Raw genomic sequence first — 16,589 nt, forward strand, 5'->3', positions numbered from 1 at the left:
CAGGTTTTGACCTGGCATTTTTTCAGTTTTGCGAAATTGCAGATTTGATTAAGTTCTTTGAACCATCGTGCAAGAGCACATATCGGAGAATGACATGTCCAGCAGCAAAATGAAAAAATCGATCCCTCCCGCTTGGGATGAAAACATTCAGTTAATTTTTTGATGAGGAGCTTTTGACGGAGCCAAGCCGGCAACTGAAGCGCAACATCGAGCACAGTTTGGTCTTTAAGCCCAAGGAGGGAAGCGAACTAATCGGCGAGCCGATCGAAGTGCTGTATGAAGGCCCACCTGATCTGGGCATTACACTCCGTCCCATTAAGCCGCAAACGATGGTCGAAGACGGCATCAAGTGGACCATCATTGGAGGAAACAAGAGCGGGCTGTTTACCCTGAATGTGACGACACCGACCATGGTAGATGCACCTTTGAGTCTGAAGGCGGAGCAACTTTAAGCCAACTTGGCTGATGAGCCGACCAGCTCCTACGGACGGTGGCGCCACCCGTAGGAGCCGGCTTGCCGGCGAACAGGGGTCAAGCCAGGTGCAGGTGGTTATCCCAGAACCCGGACGGCAGGTTCATCGGCTGCCCGATCAGTTCCTGCTTGCGGCAGTCGTAGAAGCGGCACCGCCCCTGCCCGGAAGTGACGACGAAACCGTCCTTCACCGCCCCGACCCCCGCGCAATCGGGCATCGGCGCATCGAGCTTCACCGCACCGCTGTCGAGGTCCCAGATAAACAGCCGGTTGGCCCGTGGTGCGGTGAGCGCCACCAAGCGCAGGTCGCTGTGGATGGCGACGCTGGCGGTGTACTGGGCCATCGACTGCAATTGACGCTCGGGCACTGGAAACGCCTTGAACGGCTCGCCCGGGCGTTTGACCGCCAGCAATTCGGCGGTCTCGTCGGAGGCCCCCATGAACTGCTGGCAGGCGGCGATGGTGCCGTCGCTGCCTACTGCCAGGTGGCGCACGCTGTTCATCTGCTGTGCAAGCGTCTCCTTGCTCAGCAGGGTGCCGTCGCGCTGCATCAGCACCAGGCTCGGCTCCATGGCGTCGAGGTTCATCTCCACCCGGCTTTCGGCCTCGGTGCGGATGCCGCCGTTGGCCACCACCAGGGTTTCGCCGTCGGGCAGCCAGGCCAGTTCGTGGGGGCCGATGCCGTGGGTCGGGAGCTCGCCGCTGTGCACCAGGCGCTCGCCTTCGAAGCGATAGACACCGAGCACGCCACGACCGGGATCGGTGGTGTCGTTCTCGGTGGTGTACAGCCACTCGCCATCCTTGTGGATCACCGCATGGCCGTAGAAGTGGCGGTTGGGTTGCGAGGTGATGGTCTGCAGCAGGCGCCCGTCGCGCAGGTCGACCAGGTAGCTTTCGGTACCGGGGCGGCGAGCGACGAACAGGGCGATGGGCCGTTCAGGGTGGTTGATGATCGCGTGGCAACGCTGGGCCACCTGGGTGCTGAACACCTCGGTGCCGTCCAGGCGAAAGCCGACGGCATAGTGCCTGCCGTCGCCATCGTCGCGCGCCGAGAGCAGCAGGGGTTCGCTGCCTTTGTTGCGAAACAGGCTCCAGCCGCCCAGGGTGAGGGCGCTGAGCACGATGCTACCGAGTTTCAGGGCCTGGCGTCGCAGCATGATCAGTCACCGTCGTTGGCGTTGAAGCCCAGCTGGATGTTCAGCGCCTTGGCCAGGTCGCCTTCGTGCAGGCGGTGGACGGCGTTGAGGCTGTCGTAGATCTGGTTGAGGCTTTGCTGGCCGGCGTCGTCGGCCAACAGCTCGCCCAAGGTCTTTTGATTGCTGGCCAGCAGCTTGAGCGAGGCCGCGTAGGCGTCGTCGATCTTCTGTGCCAGCGGCGCCTGGTCCTTGCCCAGCAGGCCGCGCAAACCCTGATTGTCGACCCCGACCCAGACGGTCTGGGCGGCCTTGAGCGAGGCTTCCAGGCTCTTGAGTGACGAGTGGCTGCGCCAGGCTTCGGCCTGCAGCGGCTGCGGGATGCCCTTGCTCTGGCGGCCCATCGGGGCGCCGAGCTTCTTCTTCAGGGTGTCCAGGGCAGTGACCTGGGCGCGCAGCAGGTCGGCGATCGCCTCGTGGGAGTCGGCGTAGCGCTGGTTGGGGAACTTGGTCATCTGCGACAGCATGCCGTCGGTGCTGTTCCAGCCCTTCAGAATCTCCTCGGCCAGGACCTTCTGGTGCTCGCCGATGGCGACCAGCAGCGGGCAGTAGCGGGCCTTCTGTTCAGCGCTGGCGACATCCGGCTTGCTGTCGAAGAGGATGTACTCGTAGGCCGACAGGCCGCGCACCACGACGCTGGCCTTGCCCAGCGACTCGGCATCGACCGGCTTGTCGCCATTGACCAGTTGCTCGACCTGGCGACCGACCAGGTTCTTCTTGTCCGGCCAGAACTGCACCTGCCAGGCGCGGTTGCCTTCGGCCAGCGGGCCGACCAGCAGCGGTTGCAGCTCGGCCCAGGCCTTCTGCGCGTTGAGGAAGTCGGCGCGGGCAGTCTCCAGCGAAGTCTTGCCTTCGCAGTAGGCCAGGGCGCTGGCGGCCAGGGCGCGGTCGGCTTCGACCCAGCGGCTGTAGGTCGGCAGGATCACCTGCTTGGCGATGGCGGCCGAGGTCACGGCCTGCGGGTCCTGGGGCGAGCAGGCACCCAGGGCGAGTGCGGCGAGGCTGGTGAACAACAGTTTGGGTCGGAACATGCCCGGCTCCTTGCGCGTTTAAAGTGAGTTCAGGAAAGCTAGCAGCGCGGCGCGCTGCTCGGCGTTGAAGGTCAGTACCTGGTCGCGCGCCGCCTGGGCCTCGCCGCCATGCCAGAGCACGGCTTCGAGCAGGTTGCGGGCGCGGCCATCATGCAGGAACTGGGTGTGGCCGCTGACGGTCTCGGTCAGGCCGATGCCCCACAGCGGTGGGGTGCGCCAGTCCTGGCCATTGGCGGCGAATTCGGTGCGCTCGTCGGCCAGGCCAGGGCCCATGTCATGCAGCAGCAGGTCGCTGTACGGGCGGATCACCTGGTTGGCCAGCTCCGGCTCGTGGGCATTCGCGGCGGTAGTGAACTGTGGGGTGTGGCAGCCCTGGCAGCCGGCCTGGAAGAACAGGTTCTTGCCGGCCAGCACCTGGGGCGCGTCGACATCCCGTCGAGCTGGTACGCCGAGGTTACGGGTGTAGAAGGTGACCAGGCGCAGGATGTTGTCGCTGACTTCCTTCTCGCCATCAACGCCATCGCCATTGGGCGCGGCCAGGCAGTCGACCTGCGCCGGGGTGCAGTCGTCGTTTGGTGTGAGCGTGCTGGTCAGGCCCATGTCGCCAGCGAACGCGTGCACGTTCTGCTGGTTGACGTTGGGCTGCCCGGCCTTCCAGCCGAAACGACCGACCACGGTCTTGCCCAAGGCATCGTCCCAGACACGGTTGGCCCGGCCACGGATACCGTCGCGATTGCGGTCGTCGGGGTCTTCGTTGGCCAGGAGATCGGCTTCGGGGATGGCCTCGAGCAGGCCGAGGCCGATCATCGGTGGTGCCACCCGGGCCGAGAAGCGGGTGTCAGGATGCATCGGGCCGTAGCCGAGCTGGGTGATCTGGAGCGTGGGGCGGCGCAGTTCGACCTGGTGGCCGTCCTTGAACGCCACGGTGTGGTGCTCGTAGCTCACGCGTACCTTGCCCTCTGGCGCCACGCCGGGGATGGCCATGTCCTGCAGCTGTGTGCCGTAGACCGGCTCGGGGACCACGCCCAGGCGCTCGATCTCCCGGGCCAGGTACGGTTGGTCGGGAATCGACAGGCGCACCAGCATCGACACCGCGTTGCTGTCACCGGGCTCGGGCGGGTGGCCACGGCCGTCGCGCACGTGGCAGTTCTGGCAGGCGTTGGTGTTGAACAACGGGCCGAGGCCGTCGCGGGCCGTGGTGGTGGAAGGGGCGATCACCCAAGGGCTGCGGAAGAAGCTGTTGCCCACGGCGAAGTCCAGGCGCCGCTCGGGCGACAGGTTGGCCGAGGGCAGCGAGAAGGCGTTGCGGTCGTTGCGCTGCACCGTCGCCTTGCCGCCGGAGAGGGCTTCGCCGGGCTCGGCCTGGGTGAAACGCGGGGTGTCGTCACAGGCGGCGAGGGCGAAGGCCAGCAGCAGGGGGCTTAGGCGGAGCAAGGACATCGACAATCCTGGGCATGGGCGAAAAACCGGCGTGCAAGCTTATCAGGCCGGCCGTTATTGAATAAGAGCAATTTGCAATTACTCGGATGAAAAGAATGTGAAATGCATACCGCGGATGCGAACCATCTGTAGGAGCGGCTTTAGCCGCGATGCGGGCAGCGCGGTGCCTGGCACCCGCTTCGCGGGTGATCGCGGCTGAAGCCGCTCCTACAGAGGTCATGCCAGGTCAACGGGCAATAAAAAGGCGGCCCGAAGGCCGCCTCCTGTGAACCACCAGCGCCGATCAGAACTCGTGATCAGCGGTGTCCGGGTTCAGGTTGTCGATCCCCAGCTTGCCCGCGGCCTGCTCGATCGCGCCGGTCTGCTTGACCAGCGAGGCGATGGCGTCACGCACGATCTGGTTGCCAGCGGCGTTGTCGGCGGCGATCAGCTGGTCGTAGTGTTCGCCCTTGAGCGCATGGTCGACCATCACCTGGATCTTCGCCTCGGTGGCTTCCAGGTCGGCCTTGAGCGTGGCGTCGGTGGCCGGGTCGACCTTGGCCACCAGCGAAGACAGGCTTGGGCCGGTCAGCTTGCTGCCGTCGACTCGGGTGTACTCGCCCAGGTAGACGTTGCGGATGCCCTTGGCGTCGTAGAAGTGCGAGTAGTGGGTGTTGTCGCTGAAGCAGTCCTGCTCGTCTTCCGGCGAGTTGGCTTCCAGCGAGACCTTCATGCGCTCGCCCGCCAGTTCGCCCAGCGACAGGCTGCCCATGCCGAACAGCATCTTGCGCAGGCCATCGTTGACCGGGCCGTTCTCCAGGGTGGCACGGTAGTTGTCGGCGACGTTCGGCGCCCAGTTGCCGACCATCTCCTCGAGGTCCTTGACCAGCAGCTCGGTGACTGCTTTCAGGTAGGCGCGGCGACGGTCGTTGTGCCCGCCGGTGGCGCCCTTGCCTTCGAGGTAGTCGGAGGCCGGGCGGTTGCCCGCGCCCGGGCCGGTGCCGTTGAGGTCCTGGCCCCAGAGCAGGAACTCGATGGCATGGTAGCCGGTGGCGACGTTGGCTTCGGAACCGCCCAGCTCGTTCAGGCTGGCCAGTTTCTCAGGGGTGATGTCCTTGACGTCGACCTTGTCTTCGCCGACCTGGATCTGGGTGTTGGCGATGATGTTGGCGCTGGCCGCCGGGTTGCCCAGGGCGTGCTCGTAGCTCTTGTCTACGTAGTCGATCAGGCCTTCGTCCAGGGGCCAGGCGTTCACTTGGCCTTCCCAGTCGTCGATGATGGTGTTACCGAAGCGGAACGCCTCGCTCTGCAGGTACGGAACGCGGGCGGCGGCCCAGGCCTCCTTGGCGGCTTTCAGGGTCTGGTCATTGGGGGTGGCCAGGAAGGCGTCGACTGCGGTTTGCAGTTGCTTGGCGGTGCTCAGCGAGTCGCTGTACACAGCGTGGACCATTTCGGCGTAATGCTTGACCACGGCCTTGCCGGCGGTTTCATCGACAGCACCCGGCGCTGCGGCGGTGGTGCTGGCGGCGGCAGGTGCCTGGGCTTGCGGAGCGGCGGCCTTGTCATCCTTGCCTTCGCCGCAACCGGCGAGGGCGATGGCGATGGCCAGCAGACTGGCGGAGGCCAGAGGCATTCGAATCATTGTTGGTATCCTGCGTCGTGTGGTTGGACCGTGCGCCGAGGCACGCGAAACCGTCACATCATGCGAAAGATTTGCATTTGCTGTAAAGGGGCGGGCGCGCATTTCATGCAAACGCCCGTTTGCGGTGCAGGGTCAATGTTGACGGGGGTTACAGCGCCGAGACCTGATTGCGTTGCGCCTGTTTGAGGAAGGCGGTCAGCTCGCGCGCCGACAGCGGTTTGCTGTAGTGGTAGCCCTGACCTTCGTGGCAGCCCTGGGCGATGATGTAGCTCTCTTGCTCCGCCGTTTCCACGCCCTCGGCGATGACCTGCATGCCCAGACTCTTGCCCAGCTGGATGATGGCGCGAACGATGGTGGCGTCGTCGTCATCATCGAGCAGGTCCTGGACGAAGCTCTTGTCGATCTTGATCTTGTCCAGTGGCAGCGACTTCAGGTAGCTGAGCGAGGAGTAGCCGGTACCGAAGTCGTCAATGGCGATCAAGGCGCCCGAGCGGCGCAAGCTCAGCAGGTGCTGGGCGGCGGTGCTGATGTCTTCCATCAGGCCGGTCTCGGTGACCTCCAGCTCCAGGCTGCGTGGCGGCAGGCGGTAGGCCTGCAGCAGGTTGTTGACCACCCGCGGCAGTTCGTTGTGGTGCAGCTGCACGGTGGACAGGTTGACCGCCATGCGCAGCTCGCCGAAGCCCAGGTCGTGCCATTCGCGCAGTTGGCGGCAGGCCTGGTCGAGCACCCACTCGCCAATGCTGATGATATTGCCGTTCTGCTCGGCCAGCGGGATGAACTGGTCCGGCGGCACCATGCCCAGCTCCGGGTGCTGCCAGCGCAGCAGCGCCTCGACCCCGACCACGCGGTGGTCACGGTAGCTGATCTGCGGCTGGTAGACGAGGTACAGCTGGTTGCGCGGAAGGGCTTCGCGCAGGTCCTTTTCCAGCTCGCGGCGGCGGCGCATCTCGCTGTCGACGCTGGCGATGTAGAACTGGTAGCGGTTGCGCGAGCGGGCCTTGGCCAGGGTCATGGTCTGCTCGGCCTTCTGCAACAGCTTTTCGGTGCTGTCGCCGTCTTCGGGGAACAGGGTGATGCCGATGGTGGCGCGCAGGCGGATCTGCTGGTGGTCGAGGTCGAAGGGCGCCTCGAGGTCGTCGAGGATGCTCTGGGCCAGCTCGGCGGCTTCGTAGGGCTGCTCGATATTGGCCTGCACCAGGGCGAACTGGTCGCCGCCCAGTCGGGCCAGGGCACCCAGGCGGCCGCTGTGGGCGCGCAGGCGATCGGCCAGGGCCAGCAGCAACTGGTCACCGACCTGGTAGCTGAACTGCTCGTTGATGCCCTTGAAGTCGTCCAGCCCCACGCAGAGCACCGCCACCCGGCGTTGCAGGCGGCCACCGTCGACGAGGATCTTGTCCAGTTGTTGCTGTAGTTGCTGGCGGTTGGGCAGACCGGTGAGGAAGTCGTACTGGGCCATGCGCTGCAGGCTGTTTTCGGCCTCATGGCGCAGGTGGGTGTTGCGCTCGATCGAGGCCAGCAACTGGTTGGCGGTGTTGACCCACAAGCCCAGTTCGTTGCGTTCGTGGCCCTTGAGCTGCGGGATCTGGTGCTGGCTGGGGCGGTCGGGGTTAATTTGCGTCAGGTGGTCGATGATCTTCGACAGCGGCTTGGTCAGCAGCCAGTGGTAGACCAGGTACAGCACCAGGCCCATGGCCAGCGCCCTGAGCACGCCGGAGATGAAGATGATCACGGCGTTGATCAGGAAGTCCTCGCCGTATGAAGAGGTGTCGAGGGTGATGCTCAGGTCGCCGTAGTACTCACTGTAGGGACCACGGCCAACCAACTGAGTGGTGTAGGTGCGTTCCTGGCCGAGGATCAGGTCGGTCAGCCAGCGCATGGACATGTCCTGCAGCGGCCTGGATTTTTCCGCCAGCATGGTTTCGTTGGGGTGGCCGATGGCGGCCATGCGCACCGACTCGTCCTGGAACAGGCCTTCCATCACCTGCATGCCCATTTCCCGGTCGAGGCTGTACACCGCTTGCGTCGACGGGTCGCGGAACATGTCGAGGATGCGCTGGGCGTCGTTGTTCACGGCCTGGCGGGTCTTGTAGGCGTCATAGACGATCTGCGCGCAGCTGAGGACGACCCCGACCGCCAACGCCGAGAGCAGCACCACCCTGAGCAACTTGACCGATAAGCTGTTCCGAAATTCCAGCTTCAATGGGGTTTCCTTAATCCATGCGCATGCCATTATTTTGCCATTAGTCGTGGCAACAGACTATCGACCGATTGCCAATCGCAGGCTGCGCGTCGGTGAACGGAGCTGCCCTTGGCTCTGTATCGGTTGAGGAGGCATGCGACTTGAGTGCGCTGCATCAACTTTCCAGACGTTTGATGTTAGCGCGCTCTGCGCCTTGAGCAAGAGCGCAGCGATTTCTGTCGCCTCACATGTAGGAGCCAGCCTTGCTGGCGATGCAAGGCGCAGCCTTGCCCGTAGGGCTGTTCGCCAGCAAGGCTGGCTCCTACAGGGGCGCAATAAAAAACCCGGCGCGAGGCCGGGCTTTTTTATTCAAGGCTGATGCGATCAGGCCTTGAAGGTCTTGCCTTCGAACTGCTCGGCAACGAACTTCCAGTTGACCAGGTTCCAGAACGCTTCGACGTACTTCGGACGCAGGTTGCGGTAGTCGATGTAGTAGGCGTGTTCCCAGACATCGCAGGTCAGCAGCGGGGTGTCGCCGCTGGTCAGCGGGCAGCCGGCGCCGATGGTGCTGGCCAGGGCCAGGGAGCCGTCGGCCTTCTTCACCAGCCAGCCCCAGCCGGAGCCGAAGGTGCCGACCGACGTCTTGGTGAACTCTTCCTTGAACTTGTCGAAGGAACCGAAGGCGGCGGTGATGGCGTCAGCCAGGGCGCCGGTTGGTTGGCCGCCAGCGTTCGGTGCCAGGCAGTTCCAGTAGAAGGTGTGGTTCCAGACTTGAGCGGCGTTGTTGAAGATGCCGCCCGAAGAGCTCTTGACGATCTCTTCCAGGGTCTTGCCTTCGAATTCGGTGCCTGGGACCAGGTTGTTCAGGTTCACGACATAGGTGTTGTGGTGCTTGTCGTGGTGATACTCCAGGGTTTCCTTGGAGATGTGCGGCTGCAGGGCATCGTGGGCGTACGGCAGCGGCGGCAATTCAAAAGCCATGGTGGATCTCCTGATTCAGGTCTGTTTGCGGTTTGCGCAAGGCCGATCACGGGCGGCCCGATGAGCGTCGGCGAGTTTGTACTCTTTGCGACGCAAGGGCTGGATCATAGCACCGGCCCCGGTGCATAACCACGCAACATCTATAGGGAATAGAGGTTCCAGAGCGGTTGGCCGGTGCCGACCAGCGGCCGGCACGGATAATCGTAGGAGCCGGCTTGCCGGCGAAAGGGCCGCAAGGCGGCCCCGAGGTATCAGTTGAAGATCAACTGCGCCGCCACCGCGAACATCATCACCGCCACCATCAGGTCGAGCATCCGCCAGGTGGCCGGGCGTGCCAGCCAGGGCGCCAGCCAGGCCGCGCCGATCGCCAGGGTCGAGAACCACACCAGCGAGGCGCTGGCGGCCCCCGCCACATAGGCGCCGGGCACGGTCTGCTGGGCGCCGAGCGAGCCGATCAGCAGCACGGTGTCCAGGTACACATGGGGGTTGAGCAGGGTTACCGCCAGGGCGCTGAGCAGCACCGCCCGGCGCGAACGTATGCCTTGGCCTTCCTGGTGGTGCAGGCTCTGCTTGGAAAAGGCGCTGCGCAGTGCCTTGGCGCCGTACCAGATCAGGAACACCGCGCCGCCCCAGCGGGCGATGGCCAGCAGCGTCGGGTTGTGCGCCAGCACCGTGGCCAGGCCGAACACGCCGGCGGCCACCAGGAGCGCGTCGCAGACGACGCACAGCGCCGCCACCGGCAGGTGATGCTCGCGGCGCAGGCTCTGCGCCAGCACGAAGGCGTTCTGCGCGCCGATGGCCATGATCAGCCCGAAAGCCACCAGCATGCCGTTCACATAGCTTTGCCACATAGCGGGAACACTCCACTGGCGCCGACGAAGCGCCGGCGCTGATTAACGAGAAAGATGTGGCTATTGTGGCGCGTGCGGCTGTATAAGAAAAACCAATAAAGCTCATCCATCATTAGGGAAATCGATGTTCGACTACAAGCTGCTCGCCGCCCTGGCCGCGGTGATCGAACAAGGCGGCTTCGAGCGCGCCGCCCAGGTGCTGGGGTTGTCGCAGTCGGCCATCTCGCAGCGCATCAAACTGCTTGAGGCGCGGGTCGGCCAGCCGGTGCTGGTACGCGCGACGCCGCCCAGCCCCACTGAAGTTGGTCGCCAACTGCTCAACCATGTGCAGCAGGTGCGCCTGCTTGAGCGCGACCTGCAGCAGCAGGTACCAGCGCTGGACGAGGAGGGGATGCCCGAGCGGCTGCGCATAGCCCTTAACGCCGATAGCCTGGCGACCTGGTGGGCGGGCGCGGTGGGGGCTTTCTGCGCCGAGCAGCAGGTGCTGCTAGACCTGGTGGTCGAAGACCAGGATGTCGGTCTCAAGCGCATGCGCGCAGGCGAGGTGGCGGCCTGCCTGTGCGGTAGCGAGCGACCGGTGGCGGGTGCGCGTAGCCTGCCCTTGGGGGCGATGCGCTACCGTGCCCTGGCCAGCCCGACGTTCATGGCGCGCTATTTCCCCAACGGTTTTGCTGCCGAGCGCCTGGCCCGCACACCGGCGATCGTGTTCGGCCCGGATGATTTCCTGCAGCATCGTTACCTGGCGTCGCTGGGTATCCAGGACGGTTTCCTGCACCACCTGTGCCCGTCGTCCGAAGGCTTCCTGCGCATGACCGAGGCGGGCCTTGGCTGGGGCCTGGTGCCCGAACGCCAGGTGGCCGAGCAACTGACGCGGGGGGAACTGGTGGAAATTTGCAGCGATACCCCCATCGATGTGCCGCTGTACTGGCATCATTGGCGCAATGGCGGGCAACTGCTCGCTCAACTGACCGAACACCTGCGCCAGTCGGCGCGGCATTGGCTGGTGCCCTTGTAGGCACATCTGGCGTCAACTGCATCTGAAATCTGGCAAGGCGGAGTCTTACATGCGAATTCTGGTCACCGGCGCGAGCGGCTTCATCGGCGGGCGCTTTGCGCGTTTCGCCCTGGAGCAGGGCCTGGAGGTACGGGTCAACGGTCGGCGGGCGGAGGGCGTGGAGCACCTGGTCAAGCGCGGGGCGCAGTTCATTCCCGGCGACCTGGGTGATGCCGAGCTGGCCCGGCGCCTGTGCCAGGGTGTCGACGCGGTGGTGCACTGTGCGGGTGCCGTGGGTACCTGGGGCCGCTACCAGGACTTCCACCAGGGCAATGTGGTGCTCACCGAAAACGTGGTTGAAGGCTGCATCAAGGAGCACGTGCGTCGCCTGGTGCATCTGTCGTCGCCGTCGATCTACTTCAATGGCCGCTCGCGCCTGGATATCCGTGAGGACCAGGTGCCGCGACGTTTCCACGACCATTACGCACTGACCAAGCACCTCGCCGAGCAGAAAGTATTCGGTGCCAAGGAGTTCGGCCTGGAGGTGCTAGCGCTGCGCCCGCGTTTCGTCACCGGGGCCGGGGACGCGAGCATTTTCCCGCGGCTGATGCGCATGCAGCGCAAGGGGCGGGTGGCGATCATCGGCAATGGCCTGAACAAGGTCGACTTCACCAGCGTGCACAACCTCAACGAGGCGTTGCTCAGCGCGCTGTTCGCCGGGGATGAAGCCCTCGGCCAGGCCTACAACATCAGCAACGGCCACCCGCTGCCGCTGTGGGACGTGGTGAACTACGTGATGCGCCAGATGCAACTGCCCCAGGTCACCCGCTACCGCTCCTACGGCATGGCCTACAGCCTGGCCGCGCTCAACGAGGCGGCCTGCCTGCTCTGGCCCGGGCGCCCGCAGCCGACCCTGACGCGCACCGCGATGCAAGTGATGAGCACGGATTTCACCCTCGACATCAGCCGTGCCCGTCAGTATCTGGACTACCGGCCGAAGACCACCGTCTGGGCCGCACTGGATGAATTTTGCACCTGGTGGAAGGCGCAACCGGGCAATCAGTGAACCTGGCGCCGGGATGATGGTCATCAGTGCGCCGCCCAGGCGGTTTATACTCATGCCTCTTTGCTACTACTGCGGTTGAATGCATCCATGCGTAATGACGCCCACGACGATTTCGACGATGTGCCCGCCCTGCGCGCCGGTACTCCTGATGATGATGAGCTGCTGCCCGCCCACGTGGCGCGCAGCCGCCAGAAAGCCGCGCAACCGCGCAGCAATGGCCCTTTGTGGGCACTGCTCGGGGCATCGTTCATCGCCCTGGCGGGGTTGGGTTGGTGGAGCTTCCAGCAGATCTCGCTTATGGAGCAGCAACTGGTGGCCACCCAGGAAAGCTTCGCCCGCATCAGCGAGGAAGCGGCGGGGCGCTTGCAGGCGATCAGCGGCAAGGTCGATGCCAGCGAATCGAACAGCAACACTGGCAGCGAGGCGCTGAAGCTGCAGATCCGTCAGTTGCAGGCCAACCTGGCCGAGCAGGGCAAGCAGCAGCAAGGTGTCGCCGGCCAGGCAGGCGACTTGGGCAAGCGCCTGGAGCAGGTGTTGGCCGATACCCGCGAACAGCAGAAGGCGGTGACCGAACTGCAAGGCCAGCTGCAGGCGCAGTTGAAGGCGGTCAATGCGGAGCTGGCGGCGCTCAAGTCGGGCCAGGTCGACGGTGGCAAGCTGGACGATCAGCTCAAGAACTTGAACAGTGAAGTGGCGGCACTGCGCAAGCAGGGCAACCCAAGCGCGGCCATCGCCAGCCTGGAGCAGGATGTGCTAGTGCTCAAGAGCCAGGTCGACAACCGTCCGGCGCAGGCGTCCGGTGGTGCCTCGGTGCAGGAGTTCGATGCCTTCCGCGGGCAGATGACCCGCAACATCAACACCCTGCAGAGCCAGATCCAGAACCTGCAACAGCAGATCAACGCACGGCCCTGAGCGATTGTTCGCCGGCAAGCCGGCTCCTGCGTAGGAGCCGGCTTGCCGGCGAACAGGGCCTCACTTACATCCGCGGATAATCGATATACCCCACCGGCCCCTTGCCATAGAAGGTCTCTGGATGCGGCGCATTGAGCGGTGCATCGGCAGCCAGGCGTGCCGGGAGATCAGGGTTGGCGATGAACGGGATGCCAAAGGCCACGGCATCGGCCTTGCCAGCGGCGAGGGCGGCATTGGCGCTGCTCTTGTCGAAGCGCTCATTGACGATGTACGGGCCACCAAAGGCCTGCTTGATCAGCGAGCCGATGCTGTCGTCGGCCTCTTTCTCCCGCGAGCAGATGAAGGCGATGCCGCGCTTGCCCAGTTCACGGGCCACGTAGGTGAAGGTCTCGGCGCGGTCCGCGTCGCCCATGTCATGGGCGTCGGCGCGCGGTGCCAGGTGCACCCCCACACGGCCAGGGCCCCACACCTCGACCACGGCGTCGGTTACTTCCAGCAACAGCCGGGCACGGTTCTCCAACGAGCCTCCGTAGCGGTCGCTGCGCTGGTTGGTGCTGCTTTGCAGGAACTGGTCGAGCAGGTAGCCATTGGCGCCATGGATCTCGACACCGTCGAAGCCCGCCGCCTTGGCGTTCTCGGCCCCGCTGCGGTAGGCCTCGACGATATCGGCGATCTCCTCGGTCTCCAAGGCGCGCGGGGTCGGGTAGTCGCTGAGCGGCCGCACTAGGCTGACATGGCCTTTGGGCTGGATCGCGCTGGGCGCCACCGGCAGTTCGCCGTTGAGGTACGACGGGTGGGAAATGCGCCCGACATGCCACAGCTGCAGGAAGATCCGCCCGCCAGCGCCGTGGACGGCCTTGGTGACGTTGTGCCAGCCGCGCACCTGCTCGTCGTTCCAGATGCCGGGCGTGTCAGGGTAGCCGACGCCCATGGCGGTGACCGAGGTCGCCTCGCTCAGGATCAGCCCGGCGCTGGCGCGTTGTACGTAGTACTCGGCCATCAGCGCGTTGGGCACGCGGCCCTCGTCGGCGCGGCAGCGGGTCAGCGGGGCCATGATGATGCGGTTGGGCAGTTCGAGGTCGCCCAGGGTGATCGGGTCGAAGAGCGTAGTCATGTGCAAAGCCTCGCTTGAATCAGTGGATACGGCGGCATCGCCGCTGTCAGAGCTCTTGGCTCATCTGCTTGAGGAACGCCTGGATGGTGGCCTCGTTGCGTTTGAAGAAATGCCATTGGCCGACCTTCTGGCTGCTGATCAGGCCTGCGCGCTGCAGGGTGGCCAGGTGGGCGGAGACGGTCGACTGCGACAGGCCGCAGCGTTGGTCGATCTGCCCGGCGCATACGCCGTTGTCGGTGCTGTGCTGCTGGTCGGGGAACTGCACCGCCGGGTCCTTCAGCCAGGCGAGGATTTCGCGCCGGACCGGGTGGGACAGGGCTTTTATGATTTCGTCGAGATCGATCGGCATGGCGGGTTCTCAGGCTGTGTAACGGTATATCGCGATGAGACGAAATATAAATCGGTAGTTCGCGATACACAAATATGAAAGTGTTCTGAGCTGAGCTGCAATCGCTATATCGGGCCATGACGATGGGGGCAGGGCGAGTGCTAGACTGCCGCCATGAACTACCTCGCACACCTGCACCTTGGCGGCGACGCGCCGCAACAACTGCTCGGCAGCCTGTATGGCGATTTCGTCAAAGGTGCGCTTGAGGGGCGTTTTCCCCCTGTGCTGGAGGCGGCGATCCGGCTGCACCGGCAGATCGACAGCTACACCGACAGCCATCCGCTGGTGCTGGCGGCGCTGGCGCGTTTTCCCCGGGAGCGGCGGCGTTTTGCCGGGATCGTGCTGGATGTGTTCTTCGACCATTGCCTGGCGCGGCACTGGGGCGAGTACGCCGAACAGCCGCTGGCGCAGTTCACCGGTGACTTCTACAAGGTGCTGCTGGCCGAGCCGGCGCTGCCGGGCCGGCTGGCGCGGATCGCGCCGTTCATGGCGGCGGACGACTGGCTGGGTGCCTATGGCGACTTCGCTGTGCTGGAGCAGGTGTTCCAGGGCATCGCCCGGCGCCTGTCGCGGCCGGAAGGGATGACGGGGATGATGGGCGAGGTGGAGCGCTTGTACACGCCATTGCTGGCGGACTTTCGCGAGTTCTATCCGCAGTTACAGGCCTTTGCCGCAGCGAAGCGCTCCGAATCTCCGGCCAGCTTGTAGGAGCGGCTTCAGCCGCGATCACCGGCAAAGCCGGTGCCATCCCCCATGGTTGATCACAGTTGCCTTCCAGGCCCAAGAATCAGATTTAACCCCTTTCGTGTAGTCCATTTCCCAAACATACTCCCGCCCCCCTTTTTCCGTTGCGGTCGTTTTGGCATGGCTCTAGTCTCGGCGGGTCGCTTGAATCAGCGACCGGCTTTGACAGGCCGCTCTGAACAGACCGTATGGCCTTGCCGTTATGGCAGCTGTGCGTGGGGCACCTCGTGTGCGCCGGTTTCTGGTCTTGTTCACCGGTCTGTCAACCCATGTGCAGCTGCCACCTTCTTGTTTGACAGCAGGCTGTGGTAGTCCTCATTCACGAACAGGACTATGACCATGCTAAAGATCGTTCCTGATCCACCCCATCACCCTCACTCCCTCGAAGACACCCTCATCCAGGCCACAGAGTACGCCCTGTGCGCGCTGACCGTGGCCCATCAGGCCGTGCACGCCCAGCCCAGATCACCGGCCACGATCCTGATGATGGCGTCGATCCACGAAGTCGAATCGCTGCGGTTGCTGCTCGAATCGGCGTTGATCCAGGTGCAGATGTCGGCGCAGCCGCAGACGCTGCACTAAGCCCTTGCCGGCCCTGTTCGCCAGCAAGGCTGGCTCCTACCGGGGCTGCGCTTCACCTGTAGGAGCCAGCCTTGCTGGCGAACAGGGCCCGCCCAGGCACCTACAACTTCAGGGAGATTGAACAATGACCACAGACGACACCACCCCCAACACCACCGCAGGCAAAACCAAGTTCTACCAAGGCGAAGGCCGGACCGCCCCGCTGTTCTGCATCGAACCCGGCATCCCCTGCCAGCACGCCCGCGAACAAGCTTCGGAACTGATGGGCTGCGTGCGCGACCTGACCATTGCCGGGATTATGGAAGAAAAGCCACAACTGCTCTGGGCGTCGTACTACCTGAGCGCGCTGGCCAAGGCGCTGATGGATGATGCGGAGCTGGGGATGAGGCACTGAGGCCGAAACGGTTCCAACCTGAAACGCGATACTTCACGGGGCGGCAGGCGTCGCCCCGACTGCCGTGTTGCTTGTTCTGTTGCAACTGACGCCGGACGCGTAGGCTCAGGAACCTACGTCTCAAGGTATGGGCATGTGCTTCATATCAGTAGAAGCGCCTCAGATATTTTGGCGTTGAGTGTTTCAATTGTTCTGGCGAAACCGTGATAAATCGGCTTTTCCCAGTCGTAATTCTTGATCAGCAAGATGTGAAAGCCACCGCGGATGTCAAAGGACAGCCGCCACCCTCCGTCTAAAATCAAATCTCCGTGAAGCTCGATTTGCAGCATGTCTTATTTTAAATCGTCCGGACATAATCCGAGGGGTTGACGAACATCAAGAACAAATTCATTAAAGGTAATCTTTCCATTTTTACCAGAGACATCGATGTCAAGCACACCATTTACCTACAAAGGTCCATTGACAACAAGGCAAACTGACAGACTGGCTGCGCCCATCTAGTTTAATTGTCACCTGCCCCCGAATGCGCTCATACAATAGGGCATCACGCGTCCAGGCGAGCCACTCAGAGCTGTCGACTGTTTCAATAAATATTTTGATTTTTCAGAATTCCATGTCTTCTATTTC

At 63.8% G+C, this 16,589-nt stretch carries 17 protein-coding genes; 7 read left to right on the forward strand and 10 right to left on the reverse strand.

All coding sequences use genetic code 11. The features are described 5' to 3' along the window. The first annotated feature begins 173 nt into the window (after window positions 1–173). Entirely contained in the window at window positions 174–452 is a 279-nt protein-coding gene (locus PSEEN_RS05185) for a hypothetical protein (protein ID WP_044487756.1), read from the forward strand. A 79-nt stretch (window positions 453–531) separates the two neighbouring features. Here the strand turns inward: PSEEN_RS05185 and PSEEN_RS05190 are convergent, their stop codons facing one another. From PSEEN_RS05190 to PSEEN_RS05220, 7 genes are all read right to left on the reverse strand, one after another. Next, window positions 532–1,629 (reverse strand): DUF1513 domain-containing protein, encoded by a 1,098-nt coding sequence (locus PSEEN_RS05190; protein WP_011532436.1) that lies wholly within the window; start codon window positions 1,627–1,629, stop codon window positions 532–534. 2 nt (window positions 1,630–1,631) lie between these two features. Next, window positions 1,632–2,696: an imelysin family protein gene (locus PSEEN_RS05195; RefSeq protein WP_011532437.1), complete on the reverse strand. Its 1,065-nt coding sequence runs from the start codon at window positions 2,694–2,696 to the stop codon at window positions 1,632–1,634. Between the two features lie 18 nt (window positions 2,697–2,714). Next, window positions 2,715–4,142, reverse strand: a complete 1,428-nt coding sequence (locus PSEEN_RS05200; RefSeq protein ID WP_044487758.1) for a di-heme oxidoreductase family protein — start codon at window positions 4,140–4,142, stop codon at window positions 2,715–2,717. A gap of 277 nt (window positions 4,143–4,419) precedes the next feature. Next, entirely contained in the window at window positions 4,420–5,757 is a 1,338-nt protein-coding gene (locus tag PSEEN_RS05205; RefSeq protein WP_044487760.1) for an imelysin family protein, read from the reverse strand. A 148-nt stretch (window positions 5,758–5,905) separates the two neighbouring features. Next, window positions 5,906–7,957, reverse strand: coding sequence for a putative bifunctional diguanylate cyclase/phosphodiesterase (locus tag PSEEN_RS05210; RefSeq protein ID WP_011532440.1), 2,052 nt, complete (start codon window positions 7,955–7,957; stop codon window positions 5,906–5,908). A 363-nt stretch (window positions 7,958–8,320) separates the two neighbouring features. Continuing rightward, a complete protein-coding gene (locus PSEEN_RS05215; RefSeq protein WP_011532441.1) occupies window positions 8,321–8,917 on the reverse strand; it encodes a superoxide dismutase in 597 nt (198 codons plus the stop codon). Window positions 8,918–9,168: 251 nt separating this feature from the next. Continuing rightward, window positions 9,169–9,768: a LysE/ArgO family amino acid transporter gene (locus PSEEN_RS05220; protein WP_011532442.1), complete on the reverse strand. Its 600-nt coding sequence runs from the start codon at window positions 9,766–9,768 to the stop codon at window positions 9,169–9,171. A gap of 124 nt (window positions 9,769–9,892) precedes the next feature. Between PSEEN_RS05220 and PSEEN_RS05225 the strand changes: the two genes are divergently transcribed. The 3 genes from PSEEN_RS05225 (at window position 9,893) to PSEEN_RS05235 (ending at window position 12,740) form a co-directional block, all read left to right on the forward strand. After that, entirely contained in the window at window positions 9,893–10,783 is an 891-nt protein-coding gene (locus tag PSEEN_RS05225) for a LysR family transcriptional regulator ArgP (RefSeq protein WP_011532443.1), read from the forward strand. Window positions 10,784–10,832: 49 nt separating this feature from the next. Further along, on the forward strand, window positions 10,833–11,828 hold the full coding sequence (locus PSEEN_RS05230; protein WP_011532444.1) for an NAD-dependent epimerase/dehydratase family protein: 996 nt from the start codon (window positions 10,833–10,835) through the stop codon (window positions 11,826–11,828). A gap of 87 nt (window positions 11,829–11,915) precedes the next feature. After that, entirely contained in the window at window positions 11,916–12,740 is an 825-nt protein-coding gene (locus tag PSEEN_RS05235) for a coiled-coil domain-containing protein (protein WP_011532445.1), read from the forward strand. Between the two features lie 64 nt (window positions 12,741–12,804). Here PSEEN_RS05235 and PSEEN_RS05240 read toward each other — a convergent pair whose 3' ends face one another. After that, entirely contained in the window at window positions 12,805–13,854 is a 1,050-nt protein-coding gene (locus tag PSEEN_RS05240; RefSeq protein WP_011532446.1) for an alkene reductase, read from the reverse strand. Window positions 13,855–13,900: 46 nt separating this feature from the next. Continuing rightward, window positions 13,901–14,203 (reverse strand): ArsR/SmtB family transcription factor, encoded by a 303-nt coding sequence (locus PSEEN_RS05245; protein WP_011532447.1) that lies wholly within the window; start codon window positions 14,201–14,203, stop codon window positions 13,901–13,903. Window positions 14,204–14,356: 153 nt separating this feature from the next. Between PSEEN_RS05245 and PSEEN_RS05250 the strand changes: the two genes are divergently transcribed. The 3 genes from PSEEN_RS05250 to PSEEN_RS05260 all read left to right on the forward strand — a co-directional run bounded on the left by PSEEN_RS05250 (window position 14,357) and on the right by PSEEN_RS05260 (window position 15,962). Next, a complete protein-coding gene (locus PSEEN_RS05250; RefSeq protein ID WP_011532448.1) occupies window positions 14,357–14,950 on the forward strand; it encodes an acyl carrier protein phosphodiesterase in 594 nt (197 codons plus the stop codon). A 375-nt stretch (window positions 14,951–15,325) separates the two neighbouring features. Beyond that, complete coding sequence (locus PSEEN_RS05255; RefSeq protein ID WP_011532449.1) at window positions 15,326–15,568, forward strand: hypothetical protein; 243 nt, start codon at window positions 15,326–15,328, stop codon at window positions 15,566–15,568. 124 nt (window positions 15,569–15,692) lie between these two features. Next, complete coding sequence (locus PSEEN_RS05260) at window positions 15,693–15,962, forward strand: DUF3077 domain-containing protein (RefSeq protein WP_011532450.1); 270 nt, start codon at window positions 15,693–15,695, stop codon at window positions 15,960–15,962. Window positions 15,963–16,102: 140 nt separating this feature from the next. Here the strand turns inward: PSEEN_RS05260 and PSEEN_RS26930 are convergent, their stop codons facing one another. Further along, window positions 16,103–16,291, reverse strand: coding sequence for a hypothetical protein (locus PSEEN_RS26930; protein WP_011532451.1), 189 nt, complete (start codon window positions 16,289–16,291; stop codon window positions 16,103–16,105). Window positions 16,292–16,589: the final 298 nt, after the last annotated feature.

This window comes from Pseudomonas entomophila L48, from assembly GCF_000026105.1.
GTDB classification, from domain to species: domain Bacteria; phylum Pseudomonadota; class Gammaproteobacteria; order Pseudomonadales; family Pseudomonadaceae; genus Aquipseudomonas; species Aquipseudomonas entomophila.

Bases quoted from the DNA above. Each gene is read 5' to 3' on its own strand.
- PSEEN_RS05220 (WP_011532442.1), bottom strand. From the start codon at position 9,768: ATGTGGCAAAGCTATGTGAACGGCATGCTGGTGGCTTTCGGGCTGATC.
- PSEEN_RS05255 (WP_011532449.1), top strand. From the start codon at position 15,326: ATGCTAAAGATCGTTCCTGATCCACCCCATCACCCTCACTCCCTCGAA.
- PSEEN_RS05190 (WP_011532436.1), bottom strand. From the start codon at position 1,629: ATGCTGCGACGCCAGGCCCTGAAACTCGGTAGCATCGTGCTCAGCGCC.
- PSEEN_RS05230 (WP_011532444.1), top strand. From the start codon at position 10,833: ATGCGAATTCTGGTCACCGGCGCGAGCGGCTTCATCGGCGGGCGCTTT.
- PSEEN_RS05225 (WP_011532443.1), top strand. From the start codon at position 9,893: ATGTTCGACTACAAGCTGCTCGCCGCCCTGGCCGCGGTGATCGAACAA.
- PSEEN_RS05205 (WP_044487760.1), bottom strand. From the start codon at position 5,757: ATGATTCGAATGCCTCTGGCCTCCGCCAGTCTGCTGGCCATCGCCATC.
- PSEEN_RS05250 (WP_011532448.1), top strand. From the start codon at position 14,357: ATGAACTACCTCGCACACCTGCACCTTGGCGGCGACGCGCCGCAACAA.
- PSEEN_RS05195 (WP_011532437.1), bottom strand. From the start codon at position 2,696: ATGTTCCGACCCAAACTGTTGTTCACCAGCCTCGCCGCACTCGCCCTG.
- PSEEN_RS05260 (WP_011532450.1), top strand. From the start codon at position 15,693: ATGACCACAGACGACACCACCCCCAACACCACCGCAGGCAAAACCAAG.
- PSEEN_RS26930 (WP_011532451.1), bottom strand. From the start codon at position 16,291: ATGCTGCAAATCGAGCTTCACGGAGATTTGATTTTAGACGGAGGGTGG.
- PSEEN_RS05240 (WP_011532446.1), bottom strand. From the start codon at position 13,854: ATGACTACGCTCTTCGACCCGATCACCCTGGGCGACCTCGAACTGCCC.
- PSEEN_RS05235 (WP_011532445.1), top strand. From the start codon at position 11,916: ATGCGTAATGACGCCCACGACGATTTCGACGATGTGCCCGCCCTGCGC.
- PSEEN_RS05245 (WP_011532447.1), bottom strand. From the start codon at position 14,203: ATGCCGATCGATCTCGACGAAATCATAAAAGCCCTGTCCCACCCGGTC.
- PSEEN_RS05215 (WP_011532441.1), bottom strand. From the start codon at position 8,917: ATGGCTTTTGAATTGCCGCCGCTGCCGTACGCCCACGATGCCCTGCAG.